Source organism: Psychroflexus sp. ALD_RP9 (assembly GCF_017311165.1).
Classification (GTDB): domain Bacteria; phylum Bacteroidota; class Bacteroidia; order Flavobacteriales; family Flavobacteriaceae; genus Psychroflexus.
The window spans coordinates 562629-586161 of sequence record NZ_CP062973.1; the positions used below are offsets into that span (position 1 = coordinate 562629).

General features: G+C 33.4%; 20 protein-coding genes. 13 read left to right on the forward strand and 7 right to left on the reverse strand.

Annotated elements, in window-relative coordinates:
- Window positions 1–305: 305 nt before the first annotated feature.
- Both IMZ30_RS02630 and IMZ30_RS02635 read left to right on the forward strand, forming a co-directional pair.
- Window positions 306–1409 (forward strand): fatty acid desaturase family protein, encoded by a 1104-nt coding sequence (locus tag IMZ30_RS02630; protein ID WP_207038996.1) that lies wholly within the window; start codon window positions 306–308, stop codon window positions 1407–1409.
- A gap of 12 nt (window positions 1410–1421) precedes the next feature.
- On the forward strand, window positions 1422–2615 hold the full coding sequence (locus IMZ30_RS02635) for a pyridoxal phosphate-dependent aminotransferase (protein ID WP_207038997.1): 1194 nt from the start codon (window positions 1422–1424) through the stop codon (window positions 2613–2615).
- A 98-nt stretch (window positions 2616–2713) separates the two neighbouring features.
- Here the strand turns inward: IMZ30_RS02635 and sucC are convergent, their stop codons facing one another.
- Window positions 2714–3907: an ADP-forming succinate--CoA ligase subunit beta gene (gene sucC, locus IMZ30_RS02640; protein ID WP_207038998.1), complete on the reverse strand. Its 1194-nt coding sequence runs from the start codon at window positions 3905–3907 to the stop codon at window positions 2714–2716.
- 192 nt (window positions 3908–4099) lie between these two features.
- On the opposite strand from sucC, the gene IMZ30_RS02645 reads away from it, so the two are divergent.
- Window positions 4100–5713 carry a CTP synthase gene (locus IMZ30_RS02645; protein WP_207038999.1) on the forward strand — a complete coding sequence of 538 codons (1614 nt, stop codon included), beginning with the start codon at window positions 4100–4102 and terminating at the stop codon, window positions 5711–5713.
- A gap of 86 nt (window positions 5714–5799) precedes the next feature.
- Window positions 5800–7698 (forward strand): membrane protein insertase YidC, encoded by a 1899-nt coding sequence (gene yidC / locus IMZ30_RS02650; RefSeq protein ID WP_207039000.1) that lies wholly within the window; start codon window positions 5800–5802, stop codon window positions 7696–7698.
- Window positions 7699–8054: 356 nt separating this feature from the next.
- Here the strand turns inward: yidC and IMZ30_RS02655 are convergent, their stop codons facing one another.
- Window positions 8055–9827, reverse strand: coding sequence for a fasciclin domain-containing protein (locus tag IMZ30_RS02655; protein WP_207039001.1), 1773 nt, complete (start codon window positions 9825–9827; stop codon window positions 8055–8057).
- A gap of 164 nt (window positions 9828–9991) precedes the next feature.
- On the opposite strand from IMZ30_RS02655, the gene mnmA reads away from it, so the two are divergent.
- Together mnmA and IMZ30_RS02665 are read left to right on the forward strand one after the other, a co-directional pair.
- Window positions 9992–11197, forward strand: coding sequence for a tRNA 2-thiouridine(34) synthase MnmA (gene mnmA / locus IMZ30_RS02660; RefSeq protein ID WP_207039002.1), 1206 nt, complete (start codon window positions 9992–9994; stop codon window positions 11195–11197).
- A gap of 10 nt (window positions 11198–11207) precedes the next feature.
- Entirely contained in the window at window positions 11208–12155 is a 948-nt protein-coding gene (locus IMZ30_RS02665) for an NAD(P)H-dependent flavin oxidoreductase (protein WP_207039003.1), read from the forward strand.
- A 2-nt stretch (window positions 12156–12157) separates the two neighbouring features.
- On the opposite strand, the gene IMZ30_RS02670 is transcribed toward IMZ30_RS02665, so the two are convergent.
- Window positions 12158–14014 (reverse strand): LysM peptidoglycan-binding domain-containing protein, encoded by a 1857-nt coding sequence (locus tag IMZ30_RS02670; protein ID WP_207039004.1) that lies wholly within the window; start codon window positions 14012–14014, stop codon window positions 12158–12160.
- A gap of 2 nt (window positions 14015–14016) precedes the next feature.
- Window positions 14017–15546: a glutamine-hydrolyzing GMP synthase gene (gene guaA / locus IMZ30_RS02675; protein ID WP_207039005.1), complete on the reverse strand. Its 1530-nt coding sequence runs from the start codon at window positions 15544–15546 to the stop codon at window positions 14017–14019.
- 41 nt (window positions 15547–15587) lie between these two features.
- Between guaA and IMZ30_RS02680 the strand changes: the two genes are divergently transcribed.
- On the forward strand, window positions 15588–16154 hold the full coding sequence (locus tag IMZ30_RS02680) for a pyridoxamine 5'-phosphate oxidase family protein (RefSeq protein ID WP_207039006.1): 567 nt from the start codon (window positions 15588–15590) through the stop codon (window positions 16152–16154).
- A gap of 52 nt (window positions 16155–16206) precedes the next feature.
- On the opposite strand, the gene IMZ30_RS02685 is transcribed toward IMZ30_RS02680, so the two are convergent.
- Complete coding sequence (locus IMZ30_RS02685; protein ID WP_207039007.1) at window positions 16207–17781, reverse strand: hypothetical protein; 1575 nt, start codon at window positions 17779–17781, stop codon at window positions 16207–16209.
- 107 nt (window positions 17782–17888) lie between these two features.
- Window positions 17889–18524 (reverse strand): 7-carboxy-7-deazaguanine synthase QueE, encoded by a 636-nt coding sequence (locus tag IMZ30_RS02690; protein WP_207039008.1) that lies wholly within the window; start codon window positions 18522–18524, stop codon window positions 17889–17891.
- A 73-nt stretch (window positions 18525–18597) separates the two neighbouring features.
- Here IMZ30_RS02690 and IMZ30_RS02695 point away from each other — a divergent pair, with 73 nt between their 5' ends.
- The 6 genes from IMZ30_RS02695 to IMZ30_RS02720 are packed head-to-tail and all read left to right on the forward strand — an operon-like array spanning window position 18598 to window position 22631.
- Window positions 18598–19182: a DUF1131 family protein gene (locus tag IMZ30_RS02695; protein WP_207039009.1), complete on the forward strand. Its 585-nt coding sequence runs from the start codon at window positions 18598–18600 to the stop codon at window positions 19180–19182.
- A 10-nt stretch (window positions 19183–19192) separates the two neighbouring features.
- Window positions 19193–20038 (forward strand): alpha/beta fold hydrolase, encoded by an 846-nt coding sequence (locus IMZ30_RS02700; protein ID WP_207039010.1) that lies wholly within the window; start codon window positions 19193–19195, stop codon window positions 20036–20038.
- Window positions 20039–20043: 5 nt separating this feature from the next.
- Window positions 20044–20739 (forward strand): pseudouridine synthase, encoded by a 696-nt coding sequence (locus IMZ30_RS02705; RefSeq protein WP_207039011.1) that lies wholly within the window; start codon window positions 20044–20046, stop codon window positions 20737–20739.
- Between the two features lie 14 nt (window positions 20740–20753).
- The gene (locus tag IMZ30_RS02710; protein WP_207039012.1) at window positions 20754–21176 is read left to right on the forward strand and encodes a VOC family protein; all 423 of its coding nucleotides are present in this window, start codon (window positions 20754–20756) and stop codon (window positions 21174–21176) included.
- Window positions 21173–22240 carry an AI-2E family transporter gene (locus tag IMZ30_RS02715; protein WP_207039013.1) on the forward strand — a complete coding sequence of 356 codons (1068 nt, stop codon included), beginning with the start codon at window positions 21173–21175 and terminating at the stop codon, window positions 22238–22240. Before IMZ30_RS02710 ends, IMZ30_RS02715 begins: the two co-directional genes overlap by 4 nt.
- The gene (locus tag IMZ30_RS02720; RefSeq protein ID WP_207039014.1) at window positions 22209–22631 is read left to right on the forward strand and encodes a YkvA family protein; all 423 of its coding nucleotides are present in this window, start codon (window positions 22209–22211) and stop codon (window positions 22629–22631) included. Before IMZ30_RS02715 ends, IMZ30_RS02720 begins: the two co-directional genes overlap by 32 nt.
- Here the strand turns inward: IMZ30_RS02720 and IMZ30_RS02725 are convergent.
- Entirely contained in the window at window positions 22628–23518 is an 891-nt protein-coding gene (locus IMZ30_RS02725) for a bifunctional 5,10-methylenetetrahydrofolate dehydrogenase/5,10-methenyltetrahydrofolate cyclohydrolase (RefSeq protein WP_207039015.1), read from the reverse strand. The genes IMZ30_RS02720 and IMZ30_RS02725 overlap by 4 nt on opposite strands.
- Window positions 23519–23533 lie beyond the last annotated feature (15 nt).

The window sequence follows — 23533 nt, forward strand, 5'->3', positions numbered from 1 at the left end:
ATTTTTAGACAAAAATAACTATAACATGTTGATTTATATAAAATCTAAACAAATAAACTCAGGTTGCAGTAGCGATTGTAATGAAAATCCTGCAGTGTAAAACAGATACTGATAACTTACTGCTAAAGTTTGACTTTTTAAAAACCTTTAGCAGTTAAGTTATCTACTGTTTTACACGAAGCATTGCAATAAAAAGCGCGGTTATAATTGCTTACTAAAAAGCAATTATAAACTGCCTAAATTAACAGCTGTAAAAGTTAGCATGAAAATTTAATTAATATATTTGTAATCTAAGAATACTTATAATGAATACACCTACAGTTAAATTTTCTCGAAAAGATCCTCAAAAATTTTTTCGTACTCTCAACAAACGCGTTAACACTTACTTTAAAGAAAATAACATCAAAAAAACAGGGAACTGGAAATTACATGTAAAAACAATTGTAATGTTTTCTATGTTTTTAGCACCTTATTTTTTGATATTATTTTTAGATATTTCTGGCTGGTGGAAACTCCTTTTTACGGTATTAATGGGCGCTGGCATGGCTGGAGTCGGCATGAATGTAATGCACGATGGTAACCATGGCACCTATTCGAGCAAATCTTGGGTTAATAAATTAATGGGAAGTAGCATTTATATTTTAGCAGGTAATGTTTACAACTGGCAAATACAACACAATGTTCTTCACCATACTTACACCAATATTCATGGCCATGATGAAGATTTAGATGCTGGCAGAATTATTCGATTTTCTGAACATACTAAATGGAGACGTTTTCATAAGTTTCAACATATTTATTCAGTAGCGTTGTATGGATTACTAACTTTTAATTGGGCTTTAACTACTGATTTTAAACAAACAAGAGATTACTTAAAGCGACAACTATCATACAAAAAGATGCCAAGTCCAATAAAGCAATGGAGTACCTTAGCTATTACAAAATTAATCTATGTAACTATTTGGTTAGTGATTCCTATGTTAATCGGAATCACTTGGTGGAAAGTCCTTCTTGGCTTTTTTGTAATGCACTACACCGCTGGATTGATTTTAAGTATCATCTTTCAACTCGCTCACGTTGTTGAAGAAAACGAAATGCCGCTTCCTAATGAAAAAGGTGAAATGAAAAACACCTGGGCAATACACCAGCTTTTTACAACAACCAATTTTGCAACAAACAATAAATTAGTCAATTGGTTTACTGGTGGTTTAAATCATCAAGTAGAACATCATATTTTCCCGAATATCAGTCATATTCATTACACTAAAATCTCAGAAATAGTAAAAGAAACTGCCAAAGAGTTCAACTTACCTTACAATGAGTATGAAACAACTCGAGCAGCTATTATTTCACATTTTCGCTACTTAAAAAAATTAGGTTCGCAACCTGAACTTAATCTAGCATCCTAAATTGTTATAAATATGAATGGACTATCTGACAAGATTAACAAACTTGAAACATCAGCAACTTTGGCAATGGCTGCCAAAACAAGAGAATTAAAAGCTGAAGGCAAGTCGATTATTGGTTTAAGTTTAGGCGAGCCAGACTTTAACACACCAGATTTTATAAAAGATGCTGCCATTAATGCTATTAATGAAAATTACAATTCATACACGCCTGTTGATGGATATCTAGAATTAAAATCAGCCATTCAACAAAAATTCAAGCGTGATAATAATTTAGACTACAATACATCTCAAATTGTTGTTTCAACTGGCGCAAAGCAATCTTTATACAACCTTGCTGCTGTCATTTTAAATTCTGGTGATGAAGTGATTTTACCTTGTCCTTATTGGGTAAGTTATAGTGACATTGTAAAATTAAATGAAGGTGTTCCTGTTGAAGTGAAGACTGATATTGAACAAGACTTTAAAATGACACCTGAACAACTAGAGGCTGCTATTACACCAAAAACCAAGATGCTTTGGTATTCGTCTCCTTGCAACCCAAGTGGCAGCGTGTATACAAAAGAAGAGTTAGAAAGCTTAGCTGATGTATTAAAAAAACATCCGCACATTATAGTTGTTAGTGACGAAATATATGAGCACATTAACTTCAGTACTACTCATGTTTCTATGGCCAGTATTGATGGTATGAAAAATAGAACTGTTACAGTAAACGGTGTCTCTAAAGCTTTTGCAATGACAGGCTGGAGAATCGGCTATATTGGCGCCCCCGAATACATTGCTAAAGCTTGCACTAAACTACAAGGACAAGTTACAAGTGGTGCAAATTGTATTGCTCAGCGCGCTGTAATCACAGCTCTTGAAGCCGATAAATCTGCCATTCAATATATGATTGATAAGTTTAAATCAAGACGACAATTGATTCTTGATTTACTTAATAAAATTGATGGATTTACATGTAATGAACCTCAAGGTGCATTTTATGTTTTCCCGAATGTGAGTGCGTTTTTTGGTAAGACAATCAAAGGCAGAACAATACATAATTCAACTGATTTTTCTATGCTTTTACTTGAAGAAGCACATGTTGCAACCGTTACTGGTGAAGCTTTTGGAAACCCAAGTTGTATTAGAATTTCTTATGCTGCAAGTGAAACTGACATATCTCAAGCCCTGAACAGAATTAAAAATTTACTTGATGCAGTTAACTAAAAAATAGAGTCTAATTTTCTCAAACAAAATTCTTATAAATTAAAAAGCCTGCAATTAATTGCAGGCTTTTTAATTTATAAATCCAGTAAATATTTTATTTACTTCAATACAGCTTGCACTTTATCTGCAGCTTCTTTAAATAGAACTGCACTTTGCACAGCTAAACCAGAATTGTCAATTAAAGCTTTAGCTTCTTCAGCATTTGTACCTTGAAGTCTTACAATGATAGGAACTTTAATTTGGTCGCCTAAGTTTTTATAAGCTTCAACAACACCTTGAGCAACACGATCGCAACGCACGATACCACCAAAGATATTAATTAAAATAGCTTCAACTTTTTCGTCTTTTAAAATTAATCTAAAAGCCTCTTCAACACGTTTAGCATCGGCTGTGCCTCCAACATCTAAGAAGTTTGCAGGTTCACCACCAGCAAATTTTATTAAATCCATAGTTGCCATTGCAAGTCCAGCACCGTTTACCATGCAACCCACGTTTCCATCAAGATTCACGTAGCTCAGCCCAGCTTCTTTAGCTTCAACTTCAGTTGGATCTTCTTCGCGTATATCACGCATTTCTTGATAATCTTTATGTCTAAATAAAGCCGAGTCATCGAGTGTTACTTTAGAATCTACGGCTAAGATATTATCATCACTTGTTTTTAAGACAGGATTAATTTCAAACAATGAAGAATCTGATTTATCATAAGCTTTGTAAAGAGACATCACAAACTTAACCATTTCCTTAAATGCTTTTCCAGATAAGCCCAAATTAAAAGCTACGCGACGAGCTTGAAAAGGCAAAATACCAGTAGCAGGATCTATTTCTTCAGTAAAAATTAAATCTGGCGTTTCTTCAGCCACAGTTTCAATATCCATACCACCTTCTGGCGAGTACATTAACATATTGCGACTTGTTGAGCGATTAAGCAAAACAGACATGTAATATTCTTCTGGCTCACTATCTCCTGGATAATAAACATCTTCGCATACTAATACTTGGTGCACCCTTTTACCTTCTTTAGAAGTTTGAGGTGTAACCAAATCCATACCTATAATTTCTTTTGCTATTTCTTCAACTTCTTTTAAGTTTTTAGCTAATTTAACACCACCGCCTTTTCCGCGACCACCAGCGTGAACTTGTGCTTTAATCACGTGCCAACCAGTGCCGGTTTCTTCGGTTAGTTTTTTAGCAGCTTCAACCGCTTCTTCTGGTGTTGTAGCAACAATTCCTCGCTGTACATTAACACCAAAACTGCTTAATATTTCTTTGCCTTGATATTCGTGTAAATTCATAATCAGGTTTTAAAAGATATAATTTTGGTTTACAAAAGTAACAATTTATGAGCTTGTTACAACATAAATTACAGCTAATTATAAAGCATTATAGGCTTAAATAATTTGATTGATAAAAACTTAGAAAATCAATTAGGTTAGGCTTAAATTAATTGGTAATTTTGCATCCCGTAAAGACATATTTTCAACACTATGGCCGAAACAAAATATATATTTGTTACAGGTGGTGTTTCTTCGTCTCTCGGGAAAGGAATAATCGCTGCATCACTTGCTAAACTTCTACAATCAAGAGGTTATACTTGTACAATTCAAAAACTTGATCCTTACATTAATGTAGATCCAGGTACACTAAATCCTTATGAACATGGCGAATGTTTTGTAACAGAAGATGGTGCTGAGACCGATCTTGATTTAGGCCATTATGAACGTTTTTTAAATGTTAACACTTCGCAAGCTAATAATGTTACCACCGGAAAAATATATCAAAGTGTAATCGAAAAAGAACGCCGTGGAGAATTTCTTGGCAAAACGGTGCAGGTGGTACCACATATCACAAACGAAATTAAAAATCGTATCAAAATTCTAGGCCAAGACCATCAATATGATATCGTAATTACTGAAATTGGCGGAACTGTTGGCGATATAGAATCTTTGCCTTACATTGAAGCTGTTCGACAATTAAAATGGGAATTAGGCGACTATAACGCCTTAGTAATTCACTTAACACTAATTCCTTATTTATCTGCCGCAGGCGAATTAAAAACTAAGCCGACACAACACAGCGTTAAAACTTTGATGGAAAGTGGTATTTCTCCTGAAATTTTAGTGTGTAGGACAGAGCATCACATCACCGAAGACATTAGACGCAAACTAGCCTTATTCTGTAATGTAAAGCAAGAAGCAGTCATAGAATCTATTGATGCTGCTACCATTTACGATGTCCCTAATTTAATGATGGCTGAAGGGCTCGATCAAATTACACTTAAAAAACTTAATTTACCTCTTAAACAAGATACAGACTTAAAGCAGTGGAATGGCTTTTTAAATAAACTCAAACAGGCTAAAACTGAACTTAATATTGGGTTAGTTGGCAAGTATGTCGAATTACAAGATTCATATAAATCTATTTTAGAAAGCTTCATTCATGCCGGTGCATATAATGATGTAAAAGTAAATGTAGTGAGTATTCATTCTGAATTTATTGAAGATGAACTCGACACCATTAAATCTTTAGACGGCATTTTGGTGGCTCCTGGATTTGGTGAACGTGGTATTGAAGGTAAAATTGAAGCCGTAAAATATGCAAGAGAGCATCATATTCCATTTTTCGGGATTTGCCTCGGTTTACAAATGGCGGTAATTGAATACAGCAGAAATGTATTAGACTTAAAAGATGCTAATTCCACCGAAATGAATCCAAATACAAAACATCCTGTCATCGCGATAATGGATGACCAAAAAGCAGTTGAAGATTATGGCGGAACAATGCGATTAGGCGCTTGGGATTGCGAATTACAAAAAGGATCTAAATTAGCTGAAATTTATGGTAAAACTTCAATTAGCGAACGTCACAGACACCGCTATGAAGTCAACAACTTTTATGTTAAATCGCTTGAAGAGCATGGTTTAATTTGTAGCGGCAAGAACCCTAAAACTGGTCTCATTGAAACAGTAGAGCTTAAAAATCACCCGTTTTTTGTAGGTGTGCAATTTCACCCTGAATATAAAAGCACAGTCTCTAATCCACATCCAATATTTTTAGCATTCATAAAAGCTGCCAAAGAATTTAATACACAAAAACGATAGATTATTTACATATTTAAATAGTTTACAAGGATAAGTCATCTAAAATGCTGACTTTTGCAAGTCTTACAATTAAGTATAATTAACGAATGGAAGAACAAGGAAAATTTGACAAAAATTCGGTTATAGGGTTTTTATTAATTGGTGCCATACTTTTGGCGTGGATGTATTTCAGACCAGCTGAAGAACCTCAACCTAATAATAACAACACAAATCAAGTAGAAGTTGATAGTAGTACAACATCAAAGCAAGCGGTAAAAAATACTTCTACTGTTGCTAAAACAAATAACAATCAAGCAGCTTTAAGTGATTCACTTCAAAGTTTATTAAATCAGCAAAAATTCGGTGCGTTTGCTTATTCTGCTATGCAAGCCAATCAATTAGAGACCGATTACACAATTCTTGAAAATGATGTCCTTCATTTAAAAATTTCAAACAAAGGCGCTCAAGTAATCGAAGCTAAACTTAAAAAGTTTGACACTTATGATGATAAACCTGTTTATTTAGTTAAAGATGGTAACTCTAATTTTAACATTAACTTCACCACCAAAGACAATCGTAATTTAAACACCAAAGATTTAAGTTTTATACCTGAACTAATTACAAACGACAATTCTAGCACCTTGAACATGCGTGCTAAAGTCTCTGAAAATGAGTTTTTAGAATTTAGCTATACGGTTAAACCAGACGACTATATGCTGGATTTCAACATAGAATCTCAAGGTCTAAATAATGTTATTTCAAGCAAAATCGCGAATCTAAGTTGGGACTTAAAAGCATATAGAAGGTCTAAAAGTATTTCTTACGAAAACAGATATACTGAAACCTTATATCAATATGAAGGTGACATTGTTAGCTATACAGGCCAAGGCGATGAAGCTATTGAAGATGAACTCGACATTAAATGGTTTGCGTTTAAACAGCACTTTTTTACAACCATACTTTTAAACGAAAAAACATTTAACGAAGGAAAATTTACATCAAAAAATTTGGTTCAAGATGAGCAAATTGACACACTCTACACCAAAGCCTTCAAAGCTGAACTACCAATTCAACTGGCTAATAATGAGTTTAATGAAAATATGAATTTATATTTTGGCCCTGCTGATTATCAGCTTTTAAAAACATATGATCAAAATCTCGATGAAATTATTCCAACAGGTTGGGGCATTTTTGGTTGGATTAATCAATACATTTTTATTCCGTTTTTTGGCTTTTTAAGTTCTTTCTTAGGAAACTATGGCTTGGCAATTATCGTAATGACCATCACAGTTAGAATTGTGCTGTCTCCTATTACTTATAAATCTTATTTATCTCAGGCTAAAATGAAGGTTTTACGACCAGAGATTAATGAAATAAATGAAAAGTTCAAGGATAATGCTATGAAAAAACAGCAGGAAACCATGAAGCTGTACAGTAAAACTGGCGTTAGCCCATTAGCAGGCTGTATTCCTGCCTTGCTTCAAATTCCTGTATTTTATGCTTTATTTCAGTTTTTCCCAAGCGCATTTGATTTACGCCAACAACCATTTTTATGGGCCGATGATTTATCGAGTTACGATGTAATATTTCAGTGGGATGCTTATATTCCACTTGTGTCTTGGATCTATGGCAATCATGTGAGTTTGTTTCCAATTTTAGCGTCAATAGCCATATTTATTTATATGACAATGACAACTGGCCAAAACATGCAACAAGCCCAACAACCAGGCATGCCAAATATGAAGTTTATCATGTATTTATCACCGCTAGTCATGCTTATTTTCTTCAACAACTATGCGAGTGGTTTATCTCTATATTACTTTATTTCCAATTTAATTACCATTGGAATTATGCTTGTGATTAAACATGTGATTATTGATGAAAATAAAATTTTGGCTAAAATTGAAGAGAAAAAGAAAAAGCCAAAGAAGAAAAATAAACTTACTAGGAAGTTTCAAGAAATCATGGAACAAGCTGAAGAACAACAAAGAAAGAAAAACAAATAATTTTATTTTATATAACAAGCTTTCAAAAAAGACACTTAATATAGGTGTCTTTTTTATTTTCACTAAAAACTACATTTTATTATTTATTAAGAATTTATAGAATTATTGTCCACAAGTTGAAATCCAAAACCTCAAATAACGACGAAAATAGATCACTTAAAAACTAATCTTTAACTCATTATAAATTCAAAACTTAGTTAGATTTTTATGGCTACAACCTTATAATAATTTGTAACTCTTTAAGAACGAATACAGTTTTAAACTCATATCAAACATCTAAAAAATTATTTTTGAAGATAGATAACAAAAAAAGGTGCTGATCATAGCACCTTTTTTGTTCATATTTAAGATTTAAACTATTGTTGCGGTAATAATACCTGATCAATCGCGTGAATAATGCCGTTTCCAGCTTGTACATCAACAGCAATAATATTTGACACTCGACCGTTTGGATCGGTTACTGTAGTTTCATCTGCGTCAATGCTGACATCATCACCTAATGTTGAAACTGTTCCACTTGACAATGTAGATGAGGTGACGTTAGCATCCGTAATAACGTGTGTGTTTAAAGTAGCTTCTAAAGTTGCGGTTGGTACATCTGCAAGAGAGTTTAATTCTAGTTCAGTTAGTAAATCAACAAACGCATCATTTGTAGGAGCAAACACGGTAAAAGGCGCAGGAGATTCAGTTGACTGTAACGTGCTTACATAAGTAAAACTATTTTCACGTGTTAACGCATCTACTAAAATGCTAAAATTAGGATCAGCCAAAGCAAATGTTGTAACGTCTGGAATTGTAATAACTGCATCTACGACATGAACAACGCCATTATAAGCTTCTAAATCTGGAGTTGTAACATTTGATATACCATTTAAACTAACACCATTATCTACATTGATGTAAAGACTTAGGTTATTTTCATCTCCAGTGTTGGTTTCAACTGCTAAAGTGTTTGTATAAGAGTTTGATAAATCACCAGATAAAATAGTTCCTGAAACAGTGTGATTTAATAAAACGTTAGATAATTGTTCTACCGTTAAACTTGACACATCAACATTTCCAAAAGCCGCATCAGTTGGTGCAAAAACAGTAAGTTCATTATTGTTTACTGCAACATCTAAACCAGTATCGATTAATGCTTGCTCTAAAATTGTGTGATTTGGACTCGCTTCAATAATTTCAAAAGTAGATTCAACAGCAGCATCAGGTAAAATAACACGATCAATGGCATGAATTACACCATTACTTGTTTGAACATCGGTCACTATTATTTCAATTGTACGTCCATTTTGATCGATTAACTGAACGTTTTCAGCATCTATCATTATATCATCACCTAAAGTTTCTACACTACCAGATTCTAATTCATTTGAAGTCACATTAAGACCATCAATTACATGAGAGTTTAATGTCGAGGTTAAAGTAGGACCATCAATATCATCTAAAGATGTAGCGCCTAATTCATCTAATAAATCAGAAAAAGCTTGATTTGTAGGTGCAAAAACTGTGAATGGCGCTGGTGCCTCAGATGACGAAAGCGTGCCAACAAAGTCTGGTTGGTCACTTCTTGTCAAAGCTGCCTCAAGAGTGTCAAAAGTTGGATCTATAGTAGCAAATGTTACTACATCTGGAATAGGAATTACCGCGTCGACAACATGAACAATACCATTGCTAGCACCTAAATCTGCAGAAGTAACTGATGATGCTCCATTTAGTTCTACTCCAGAATCTGTATTAATATACATGCTTATATTATTAGCATTTCCTGATGCAGATTCTGTAGCAAGAGTGGTAAAATAACCATTTTCTAAAGTATTAGATGCAGCTAAGCCATCTATTACATGATTAAGAAGTATATTAGTAAGTTGTTCGTTACTTAATTGATCTAGTAATACGCCTGAAAATGCATCATCAGTTGGTGCAAAAACAGTGTAAGTTCCTTGGTTTAGAGCTTCATCTAAACCTGTATCAATTAAAGCTTGTTCTAATATTGTATGATCAGGACTAGAAGCTATAATCTCAAAAGTAGTTTGTACATTAGTAATAGGTTCTCCGGAATCATCATCGTCACAAGATGTAAAAATTAAAGCCAGTAAGGCCAATGTTAGTGTTTTGAGTTGAAATTTCATAGTTTTTATATTTTTTTGTTTTTGTAAATGTAGTTTTACTATAATTGACAAACTGTTTAATTTTAGTTAATACCTATTAAACGTTTGTTAACTATTCAATTTATGAAAGACTTCAATTAAAAGCTTAAGCATTATTACTAATTTTGCAATTCAATTAATTTTAAATGAAAAAAAGGGTTGTTGTCGGACTAAGTGGTGGTGTAGATTCTAGTGTTGCCGCTTATTTATGTCAGAAAGCTGGCTATGAAGTAATTGGACTATTTATGAAAAATTGGCATGATGATTCGGTCACTATATCTGATGAATGCCCATGGCTTGAAGACAGTAACGACGCTATGTTAGTAGCCGATAAGTTAGGTATTCCATTTCAAACAGTAGATTTAAGCAAGGCTTATAAATCTAAAATTGTAGACTACATGTTTAAAGAATACGAAGCTGGAAGAACTCCCAATCCTGATGTACTTTGCAATCGTGAAATCAAATTTGATGACTTTCTTAAAATAGCTGAGTCACTTGGTGCTGATTATGTTGCCACAGGTCACTATTGTCGAAAAGAAAGCTATAAAGTAAACGGCATAACAAGATATAAACTCTTAGCTGGAAAAGACATTAATAAAGACCAATCTTATTTTCTATGCCAAATATCTCAAGAACAACTATCTAAAGCTTTATTTCCGATTGGTGATTTACAAAAATCTGAAGTTAGAAAAATTGCAGCAGAATTAGATTTAATCACAGCCGAAAAAAAAGATTCACAAGGTTTATGCTTTATTGGTAAAGTTAAGTTACCTGAGTTTCTACAGCAACAATTAAAACCAAAACAAGGTGATATTATTGAAGTCGATTCAAATCATCCTGTTTATGAAAACGAAAAAAACATAAGCTTTCATGAAGCTGATTCTTTACCAATTGAAGTTTTGGCAGAATATTCAAAACCTTACAGTTACAATTCAACTACAGGAAAAGTTGTAGGCAAACATGATGGTGCGCATTTTTTTACAAAAGGACAAAGAAAAGGTTTAGCGGTTGGCGGTACTAAAGAACCTCTTTTTGTAATTGAAACAGATGTTAAAAACAACATTATCTATACTGGGCAAGGTAAAAATCATCCAGGCTTAAACAGAAATTGCCTTAGAGTTAAGACTGAAGATATACATTGGGTAAGACCTGAGTTGAAACTTAAGCCTGGCGAATCGATGAGCGTAAAAGCACGCATTAGATATCGACAACCACTCGAAAAAGCTAAGTTGATTTTACATGACAATGGGCTTTTTGTGGTTTTTAAAAATAAACAATCTGCCATTACTGAAGGGCAATTTGTCGCATGGTATCATGATGACGAGCTTCTAGGTTCTGGAGCCATTTCTTAAATAATAAAACATGTTTCAAAATAATAGAATAACACAACTTTTCAATATTAAATATCCTATCATTCAAGCTGGGATGATTTGGGCTAGCGGCTGGAAACTTGCAAGTAGCGTGAGTGAAGTTGGCGGCTTGGGCATTATTGGTGCTGGCTCTATGTATCCTCATATTTTGGAAGAGCATATTAAAAAATGTAAAGCAGCCACTTCAAAACCTTTTGCGGTTAATGTACCTATGCTCTATCCAGATATAGACAAGGTTATCGATATCATCATAAAAGAAGAGGTTAAAATTGTATTTACTTCAGCGGGAAACCCAAAAACATGGACATCGCATTTACAGTCATATGGTATTAAAGTCGTTCATGTTGTCAGTAGTGTAAAGTTTGGATTAAAAGCGGAAGAAGCTGGTGTTGATGCAATTGTTGCTGAAGGTTTTGAAGCTGGCGGACACAATGGACGTGATGAAACAACAACACTTACTTTACTACCTATGATTACGAAATCTGTTAAAATTCCTGTCATTGCAGCTGGCGGTATTGCCAATGGCCAAGCAATGCTGGCATGTATGGTTTTAGGTGCTGATGGAGTTCAAGTAGGGACTCGTTTTGTTGCTAGTGAAGAAGCATCATCACATATCAACTTCAAAAATGAAGTGATTAAAGCTAAAGAAGGTGATACAAAGCTTACACTAAAAGAATTAGCACCTGTCAGATTATTAAAAAATAAATTCTATGATGATATTCAGGAATTATACCGACAATCTCCCACAAAAGAACAACTAGCTGACTTACTTGGAAGAGCAAGAGCAAAAAAAGGAATGTTTGAAGGTGATTTAGATGAAGGTGAACTTGAAATAGGTCAAATATCAGGCTTAATAGACCATATCTTACCTGCTCAACAAATTCTTGAAAATATGCTTAACGAATTTAATGAAGCCAAAGAAAAAATTGAAAACTTATAAAATCAGTCATCAGATAACTGAATAACTTTTAAAGTCAAGTCTTTTTGATATTCAATTAAATATGCAGCAGTGTTATAGTTTACGTTTTCAAAGGCATCATACTCATATTGAAATTTATTTTGAAAATACTCTGTAAATCCATCTAATTCTGTTGTTTCAATAAAATTGTCTGTAGAAGCTATTCTTAAAATAACATCTAACATGACGTCAAAACCTCTCAAAAAATATTTTGAATGGTAAGCTTCGTTAGATGAATCGAGATTATAATTACTAACGTCGAAACTTGTGGTTGCATATAAATAATCAAGCCTTGCTAAATAAAAATTAGATATCTCATCAGCTAAAACAGTATTTGAAGGCATAATTAATTTTACTTTAAAACCTTCTTTTCTTAAAGCCTCAAGATAATTTACGGTAGCTTCAGCAATACCTAAATCTTTGGTATCAAGCACAAACCAGTTAATTTTGTCTTGTTTAATGACTTGTTTTAACTCTTCAAATTGAAGATAACTTTCAGTCATTTCAACATGAGCTGCTTCTGGAAAACTATAAGAAAACTTTTGCTTAAAATTTAGGTTTAAACTATCACTTAAGAATGAAAGTTTAATGCTATCGTTCATATTTTGATTGATGTAGGTTATGATCAATTCTTCCTTAAAGCGGTCAAGTGGTACAGAGTTAAAAACTTGTTTAGTGTTAATAGGTGAATTTGTAATTGGCAAAACCAATGGCACGCTATCTTGGCGAAGTTCATTAACCATAATTTCGATGTTATTTGCCAAAACAGGTCCAACGACAGCATCAAAACTTGAAAAATTATTTTTCTCTAAAATTTCATTTAGCGTATCTTGGCTCATAGCAGTATCAAATGCCTCTAAATTCACAAAAACACCAATTTTTTTGGCCGAATCTACTGCCGCTCTGGCACCTTCAAATAAATCTAATGAAATACGAGTAATACGCTCTTCAAGAAGTGCTTTAGGTTTTTTTATGCTATCATAAGCAAATTTATGCAAATTAAAAGGTAAAGTTAATGCAATACGCTGTGGCTGAGCTTTTTTGATATACTCTACTAAATTGATGCGTTTATCAACAGTTACATTTTTTTTAGGTATTTTTAAAACAAAGTCTGATGAAAAATTACCATACTGATAAGCTGGATTTAGTTGTTTAAGTACTTCTTCTGAAAGCTTAAATTGCTTTTTGAGTAAATTTACATCATCTTCTGTTTGAACTTTTACGTAACTTAAGTCATTTGGAGTTTGTGTTACAGAATTTTGCTCTATTTCACGCTTTATAACAACATAATCACCAGGTTGAAGCACGTCTTTATCTGGGTTTAATTGTTCAAGCTTTTCTACAGTTATACCATAAGTTTTTGCGATGCCATATTTAGTCTCTTTTGGTTGTACGAGATGCTTTAAGCTAGAAAAAGTCGAATTTTTAATTGATTGATTTTCTGAATTTGTTGGCTGCTTTAAAATCGGAATTTGTAAAACGTCATTTACATCGAGTGTTCTGCTCTTTAAGAAAGAGTTATATCTAATAATAGTTTCTACTTCAACTTGAAACTGCTTAGCAATACTATAAAGTGTTTCTTTTGGTGAAACATTATAAGATTTAAACTTTTTAACTTGCTCAGATGACTTCAATAATGGAATTACTAATGTTTTACCTTTCAAATTAGTGTAACGTGACACATCAGGATTATAATTTAAAATATCAGTAGTTTCTACTTCAAATTTCTGAGCAATTTTTTCTAAATCCTCTTCAGATTCTACATTATAGGTTGTAAAGTTTTGGGAAAACAAAACAAGAGGAAACACGAAAAACAATACAGTTAATATGATTTTTTTCATAATTATTCCCATTCAATTGTTGCTGGCGGTTTAGAACTGATGTCGTACACTACTCTATTAACGCCTTTTACCTTATTTATTATTGTATTTGAAACATATTGTAAAAATTTATAGGGCAAATCTACCCAATCGGCTGTCATACCGTCAGTAGATTCTACAGCCCTTAAAGCAACAACTTTTTCATAAGTTCGCTCATCACCCATAACACCAACAGACTCGACTGGTAACAAAATGGCGCCAGCTTGCCAAACTTTATCATATAATTTCCATTCTCTTAAAGATTGAATAAAGATGTGATCAACTTCCTGAATCAATTTAACCTTTTCTGATGTAATATCACCTAAAATCCGAATAGCTAAACCAGGTCCAGGAAATGGATGGCGACCAAGTAATTTGGCATCGATATTCATTTCGGCGCCTACACGTCTTACTTCGTCCTTAAAAAGCATTCGCAAAGGCTCTACAACTTTTAATTGCATAAAATCTGGTAAGCCACCAACGTTGTGGTGTGATTTGATAGTCGCTGATGGTCCATTAACAGAAATCGATTCAATAACATCAGGATAAATTGTACCTTGAGCTAAATAAACAACATCTTTAATTTGCCCAGCTTCATCGTCAAAAATATCTATAAATGCATTACCTATGATTTTACGTTTTTGTTCAGGATCTGAAACGCCTTCTAGCTTATCTAAAAAATACGTTGAAGCATCAACACCTTTTACGTTTAGGCCCATGTGTTTGTACTGATCTAAAACAGAATTGAACTCATCTTTCCGCAATAAGCCATTATTAACAAAAATACAATACAATTGCTTCCCTATTGCCTTATGAAGCAAAGTAGCTGCCACTGTAGAGTCTACACCACCACTTAAACCTAAAACAACCTTATCACTACCTATTTTATCTCTCAACTCAGAGACAGTCATATCTACAAAGGCAGAAGGCGTCCAAGTTTGTGGAACACCAGCAATATTAACTAAAAAGTTTTCAAGCAGTTTTTTGCCGTCTGTAGAATGATAAACTTCAGGGTGAAATTGAATTCCATAAGTTAGCTCATCTTGAAACTTATAAGCCGCAAATTTCACATCAGGTGTACTGGCAATGCATTTAGCATCCTCAGGTAATTTTTTAATACTGTCACTGTGTGACATCCAAACTTGAGACTGTTCGGTAACACCTTCAAATAAATCTGAAGTGGCATCGACATAACTCAAATTAGCTCGACCAAATTCACGAGTGTTAGAGCTGGCAACTAATCCACCATAATTATGTGCCATGAATTGAGCGCCAAAACATACACCTAAAACTGGTAATTTTGATTTTATTTTTGTTAAATCAGGTTTGGGAGCATCAGGGTTTCTTACCGAAAAAGGACTGCCAGATAAAATTACAGCTCTAAATTCATTTAAATTATCAGGAACTTTATTATACGGAAATATTTCGCAGTAAATATTTAATTCTCGAACACGTCTTGCTATAAGCTGTGTATACTGCGAACCAAAATCTAAGATGAGGACATTTTTTTGCATGAACAAAAGTAAAAATTTGCGTTAAAACAAAACAGTCTCTTATGCATTTTTATACATTTAAATTAAAAATGCTTGATAAACTTAGAAAAGAAGCTGTAGATGAAGTAAAATTTGGCTACCTAAAGAAGAAATATCCAACAAGACACACTTATTTGGCGACAATCAGAACAAATAAACCAATTATTAGAACGGTAATTTTAAGAGATTGTATAAATGAAATAGACCCTCTTTTTTATACTGACACCAGAAGTTTTAAAGTTGAAGATTTAAAACAAAACAAAAATGCTTCAGCTTTATTTTATCATCCTAAAAAACTTATTCAAATCAGGTTAGACGGACAACTAAAACTATTAAAAGATGATGATTTAATTAAGAAACATCGCGAAAAAGCTTTAAGTATTTCAAAAAAAGATTATACAAGTTGTTTTTCACCTGGTAAAGAAATAAATAATCCCGATGAACTAGATTATATTGAAAATGATTTTTTTCAAGGCATTTTTCTACAAGTTGAAAGAATTGAATATCTAAAATTAAAACGTCCTAATCATATTAGATGTGAGTTTAATAAAAAAGATAATGCTTGGTCAAACCGATTTTTAGCACCATAAAAAAAGACTGCCATATGACAGTCTTTTAATTATCAGGATGAAGTTAATCTATTTACATAGCGTTTGAGCCAATATTACCTTGTGCTACAATTGTCGCTAATTCATTGGCACTTAAATGAACATTTACGTAACCATCAACTGTTAATACATCTTCGTAGCCGAACATGGTATCATCATCTAACATCGCTACATTCGAACGGCTCATTCCTGTAGTTCCATCAACTGGCATAAAAGTGTATAAAATTCCGCCGCCTTCAGCTGCACTATTCATATGGATATGTGCCGGGTGCATGCCGCCATCAGGTGTTCCATCTAACATAATGGTTGCTTGCGCTTCGCCATTAACGCGTTCTTCAAATAAAACTGATCCGCTAATGCCTGCGACGTCTTTTTCGCCTAAAGGATATGATACAGATTCGCCTGTTAATTCATTTTGACCAATATCACCTTGTGCTACAATTGTCGCTAATTCATTGGCACTTAAATGAACGTTTACGTAACCATCAACTGATAATACATCTTCGTAGCCGAACATGGTATCATCATCTAACATCGCTACATTCGAACGGCTCATTCCTGTAGTTCCATCAACTGGCATAAAAGTGTATAAAATTCCGCCACCTTCAGCTGCTGTATTCATATGGATATGTGCCGGGTGCATGCCGCCATCTGGTGTTCCATCTAACATGATAGTTGCTTGCGCTTCGCCATTAACGCGTTCTTCAAATAAAACTGATCCGCTAATGCCTGCGACATCTTTTTCGCCTAACATGTATGATTTAGATTCGCCTGTTAATTCATTTTGACCAATATCACCTTGTGCTACAATTGTCGCTAATTCATTGGCACTTAAATGAACATTTACGTAACCATCAACTGTTAATACATCTTCGTAGCCGAACATGGTATCATCATCTAACATTGCTACATTCGAACGGCTCATTCCTGTAGTTCCATCAACTGGCATAAAAGTGTATAAAATTCCGCCACCTTCAGCTGCTGTATTCATGTGAATGTGTGCCGGATGCATGCCGCCATCTGGTGTTCCATCTAACATGATAGTTGCTTGCGCTTCACCATTAACGCGTTCTTCAAATAAAACTGATCCGCTAATACCTGCGACATCTTTTTCGCCTAACATGTATGATTTAGATTCGCCTGTTAATTCATTTTGACCAATATCACCTTGTGCTACAACAGTTTCTAGTTCATCAGCACTTAAATGAATATTGATGTAGCCATCAAATTCGAGAAGACTTTGGTAGCTAATTGGGTCACCATCATTAGTTTGTGTTACAATAGTTTCACTAATACCAGTAGCACCATTTACGTCATTTAAAGAAACGGCAATTGCACCACCTTCAGCTGCTGTGTTCATGTGGATGTGGGATGGATGCATACCATCTTGAGGTGTTCCAGTAACATCAAGTCTCACTAAAACACTGCCATCTGTTTGTTCTGAAAAAACAGCTGTTCCAGAAATCCCAGAAGCCGAACGCTCAAATAAATCGTAAGTTTTAGATTCACCAGTTGGATTTACTGGTGACATGTTGTTGTCATCATCGTCACAGCTTATAAAAAAGCTTGCTGCGATGAACAAAATTGTAAGTGATTTTAAAAATTTCATAGTATTATTTTTGATTCGCTTTTATTTACGGACCAAAACAAACTATGGTTCACTCAAAATCAGTCAAAGTTTAAATCTTAACAGTATTTAACGTGAAATAAAAATATTTAAGGAATATTAAGATACTTATGCGTTTGTAAAGAAATCTTCCATTTTGGGTATTTCATTACATATTCAACGATCATTGGCATCATTTTTTCGCGGACACTCCATTCTGGCTGAAGATATAATTGGCAGGATGAATTTTTAATTAACTCAGCTTGTTGTTCGGCAAATTTTAAATCATGTTTATTATAGATAATCACTTTAAGCTCATTAGCGACTTTATAAATTTCTGGTTTAGGAAGTTTGATTTTCTTAGGAGATAAACAAATCCAATCCCAATGACCCGTTAATTCGTAAGCTCCAGAAGTTTCAATATGAATATTGAGTCCTAATGATTTTAGTTGAGCGGTTAATGGATTCATATTCCAAGTTAAAGGCTCACCACCTGTAATCACGATTGTATCGCTGTACATTTTAGCAGATTTAACGATCTCTGAAATAGCTGTTGGCGGATGTGTATTGGGATTCCAGCTTTCTTTAACATCACACCAATGACAGCCAACATCGCAACCTCCAATTCTAATAAAATACGCAGCTGTTCCTGTATGATGGCCTTCACCTTGAATTGTATAAAACTGCTCCATCAGAGGCAGCATTTCACCTTTATTGACTAATTCTTTTGTTTCTTTTTCAAGCATATCGCAAAGATAATTATATTTTTGGCATTAGTTTTTGAATTAAAAAATATCCGAAATTTAAACCATACTAATCATGACTCATTTCAAATTTATTACAGCTTCCTTTTTAGTGATTTTTCTAATTCTTTCTTGCAACTCTGATCAAGCCTATCTTATTGCAGAAAATAAAGTTGGCAAGATTACGAATTCAACAAAAATTAATGAATTAGAACTGCTATTTCCAAAAGATTCTATCGTTAAACCGAATTACAAAAACAGGTTTGAAGCCAATGGAAACGATGTATACATTTATGAAAATGGTGACTTAAGCTTAAAAATACAACCTAGAATTTATGGCGATAGTACAAGTACGATTCGGGAAATTCAAATTATAAATCCAAAATATAAAACTGCTAATGGCTTAAATGTGAATAGTGATTTTAAAACTATTTATGAGAATTACAGCATCAAAACGATTCAAAATAGCTTTAAGAATATCATCGTAGATATTAAAGAGTTTGGTCTATATGTTATTATAGATAAAGCTGAATTACCAAGTAATCTTCGATACGACCGAACTTCAACTATAACTGAAACTCAAATACCAAATCAGGCCAAATTTAAATATGTTTGGTTTGCTTTTGATGCACCTCAAGAAGTTGCAGACCAAAAAGAATAAAGCTAAAAAAATGCCTAAAAAAATAATAAAGAAATTTGCCCCTAGAATTATTGGTTTCAAATTAAACACACAATTCAAATTAAACAAAGAGAAAGCTTTAAACAAAGCTTACCAATTGTTTTCTACACCTCGAAAAGGCGATATAAAACCACATCAAGCTCAATTTTTAAAAACGGCAGAAGCTCAAAAACACAGCATCCACTCGTATCAAATTCAAACTTATCATTGGCCTGGAAATGGCGAGACTGTTTTACTAGTTCACGGCTGGGATAGTAATACTTCTAGATGGAAAAGCTTAGTTAAAGAGTTAAAAGCGAGCAACTTTAATATTATTGCTTTTGATGCACCAGCTCACGGCAATTCAACGGGAGCATTGTTAAATGTTCCTTTATATGCTGAAGTTTTAGAAGAACTCATTTCTATACACAAACCCAACTACTTAGTCGGTCATAGTATTGGTGCAATGACACTTATTTTTAATCAATTCAAATTTAAAGATTCAAACAAAATAAAAAAGCAAGTTTTGCTTGGTGCGCCTTCTGAAATGAAACTTATAATGAAGGACTATCAAAAGATACTTCAACTTAGTCCAAAATTCATGTCAGAACTCAATACATATTTTAAACAAAAATTTGGTTACTACTTTCAAGAGTTTTCTATCGCTGAATTTGCAAAATCGGTTCATGTTCCTAGCCTTATTATTCATGACCAATATGATAAGATAGCACCTGTAGAAGCAGCTAAATCTATCAGTAAAAACTTAAAAAATAGTCGGCTTATCATTACTGAAGGTGCAGGGCATTCACTTAAAAATAATGATATTGATAAAAATATACTTAAATTTATTCAGTCTTAAAAGCTATGAATCATCCCATTAGAATAAATAAATTTTTAAGCCAAGCAGGTTATTGCTCAAGACGTGAAGCCGATGCTCTAATTAAACAAGGTCGTGTTACCATAAATAAAGAAGTGCCTAAAATGGGACAAAAGGTAAACCCTAATGATCAAGTTTATGTTGATAACAAATTAGTTAAAATAGAACTTAAAGAAAAGGTTTACTTGGCATTTAACAAGCCTAAAGGTGTGGTTTGTACAACCAATTCTAAAGTTGAAAAAAACAATATTGTTGATTATATTAATTATCCTGAGCGCATTTACCCTGTAGGACGACTTGATAAAATGAGTGAAGGCTTAATTTTAATGACAAATGATGGTGAAATTGTGAACCAAATTTTAAGAGCAAGACACCACCACGAAAAAGAATACATTGTTAAAGTAGTTAAACCCATTACAAATCAATTTATTGATAAATTACGTCATGGTGTGCCCATTCTTGATACTATAACTCGAGAATGTAAGGTTGAAAAAATTGATACCTACACCTTCAAAATTATCCTAACACAAGGATTAAACAGACAAATAAGACGTATGTGTGAAGCTTTAGATTATCGTGTTACAAAATTAAAACGTATCAGAATTAAACATATTAAGCTAGATATTGAAGTTGGCCAATATAGGCATTTAACTACAGCTGAAATAAATGGCTTACAACATTAATACATCATATTATAATGAAAAATATAAACCCGTTTCATCTTGCTATTCCAGTTAAGGACATTAATGAAAGTCGAGATTTTTATACAACAGTTCTTCAGTTAAAAGAAGGCCGAAGTGACTCTCATTGGGTAGATTATGATTTTTTTGGCCATCAATTTGTTATTCATGAAAGTAAAAACTTTAGCCAAACCGAAGTTGTAAGCCAGGTTGATGGCCACAACGTGCCTGTGCCTCATTTTGGTGTAGTTTTAGAATGGGAACAATTTTGGGAATTTGCTGAGCATCTTAAAAAACAATCAATTAGATTTATCATTGAACCTTACATAAGATTTAAAAATAAGCCTGGAGAGCAAGCTACGATGTTTTTTAAAGATCCAAGTGAGAATGCACTCGAATTTAAGAGCTTTAAAAATATGAACCAACTCTTTGCCAAATGAAAACACTATCACCAAAATTAGTTAGACAGCTTTTTATATTAATGATTATTATTTCACTTGGATTTTTGATATTCATAGAAATATTGCCTTATTTATCAGGTGTTTTAGGTGCCATAACTTTTTATGTTTTACTCAGAGGTTTCATGAGAAAGATGAAAGCCAAAGGCTGGAACGAAAACTTATCTGTAAGCATACTTCTCACCGGATCATTTATACTCATACTATTACCAATAGCAGGTATTGTTTTAATGCTGTCTTCAAAAATCTCAAAAGCAGTTAAAAACTCAGAAGTTGTCGTAAACGCCGTGAATTCTCAAATTAAAGAAATTGAACATTTAACAGGCTATAAATTAGCATCGAGCATAGACACAGGAGCAGTTACAAATTGGATTTCAAATAATTTACAAGGATTTGCCGGCAGCACATTTGAAATATTTATTGCTATTAGCATTATGTACTTTTTATTATACTACATGCTATTAAACCAAAAAAAACTCTCTTCTTCTTTAGAAACCTATATCCCTATCGGTGTTGAAAATCTAAAAATTATTGCTAAAGAATCAGGTAAAAAAGTAAAGGCTAATGCCATAGGAATTCCGTTAGTAGCATTAATACAAGGTATAATTTCATTAATTGGTTATTGGATTTTCGGAGTTCCAGATCCATTATTTTGGTTTGTTATTACAGCCATAGGCTCTATGATTCCATTTATTGGAACAGCAATCGGCTTTTTGCCAGTAACTTTGTTAATGATTTATCAAGGAGATAACTTTGCAGCTATTGGTGTTTTACTTTATGGTTTTATTATTGTTGGGTCTTCAGATAACATTGTGCGCTTACTAATTTTAAAAAAAATGGCTAATGAACATCCACTCATCACTTTAATTGGTGTTATTATCGGCGTCCCTTTATTTGGCTTTATTGGACTAATTTTTGGTCCACTCCTAATATCTTTATTTTTGCTTATTGTAGTGATTTATAAAAAAGAATATGGTGAAATTGAAAATGCACGCCAAGAAAAAAGCCTCAACAATGAACTTGAAAAAAAACAAATACAAGAATAAGAACAAGATTGACGAAGCTTACGTTAAAGCTGAGTCTAAAAAAGTTTCAGAGAAAGATATTGACGAAACGCTTAGTCGTCAACAACAATTATTAAATAAACTGAAGCATAAAAAATGGGATCACATAAAAACTGAAGTTTTACAACTTATAGAAATGCTTAAAGCTTTTAAAAATAAAACCTACACAAAAACCCCATGGAAAAGCATTTCAGCCATAACATTTACACTCCTATACATTATTAACCCATTAGACTTAGCTCCAGATTTTATACCTTTCATAGGTTACTTAGACGATATCAGTGTGCTAACGTTCTGCCTTAATCTAGTAAAAAGTGATATTAACGATTTTAAGACTTGGAAAGAGCATCAAGAAACGTCAATAGATGTTTAAAGACCTTTTCTTAATCTGTGCTGCTCACGAGCAAGAAGTGTATTTTTTAATAACATTGCAATAGTCATTGGGCCAACGCCACCAGGAACAGGAGTAATATGTGATGCCTTTTTGCTCACGTTTTCATAATCTACGTCACCTGTAATCACATAACCCTTTTTAGTAGTATCATCAGGTACGCGCGTAATTCCAACATCGATAATTACCGCATCATCTTTTACCATTTCAGCTTTTAAAAAGTTTGGTATTCCTAAAGCGGAAATAATAATATCTGCTTGGCTTGTAATCTGAGTGATATTTTTGGTGTGGCTGTGTGTTAAAGTAACGGTTGAATTTCCAGGCCAGCCTTTACGGCCCATCAAAATACTCATGGGACGACCAACAATATGACTTCTACCAATAACAACGGTATGTTTACCGTTAGTTTGAACGTTATAGCGCTCTAGTAGTTCTAATATACCAAATGGTGTAGCTGGTATAAATGAAGTCATATCAAGCGCCATTTTGCCAAAATTTGTTGGATGAAAACCATCTACATCTTTATTAGGATCTATACGCATAATTACTTTTTGAGTATCAATTTGCTTGGGTAATGGCAATTGAACTATAAAACCATCAATATCCTCATCTTCATTTAATTGATCGATTTTGTCGAGTAATTCTAATTCAGAAATTGTTCCAGAAAGCTTAACTAAAGTCGATTTAAAACCAACACGTTCACATGACCTTACTTTACTACCAACATAAGTTAAACTAGCGCCATCGTTACCTACAATTACTGCGGCCAAATGAGGGACTTTCTCATTTTTTGCCTTCATTTTTTCAACTTCAGCAGTAATTTCGTTTTTGATATCATTGCTTACTTTTTTGCCGTCTAGTATTGTCATTTTATCTGTGTTGTA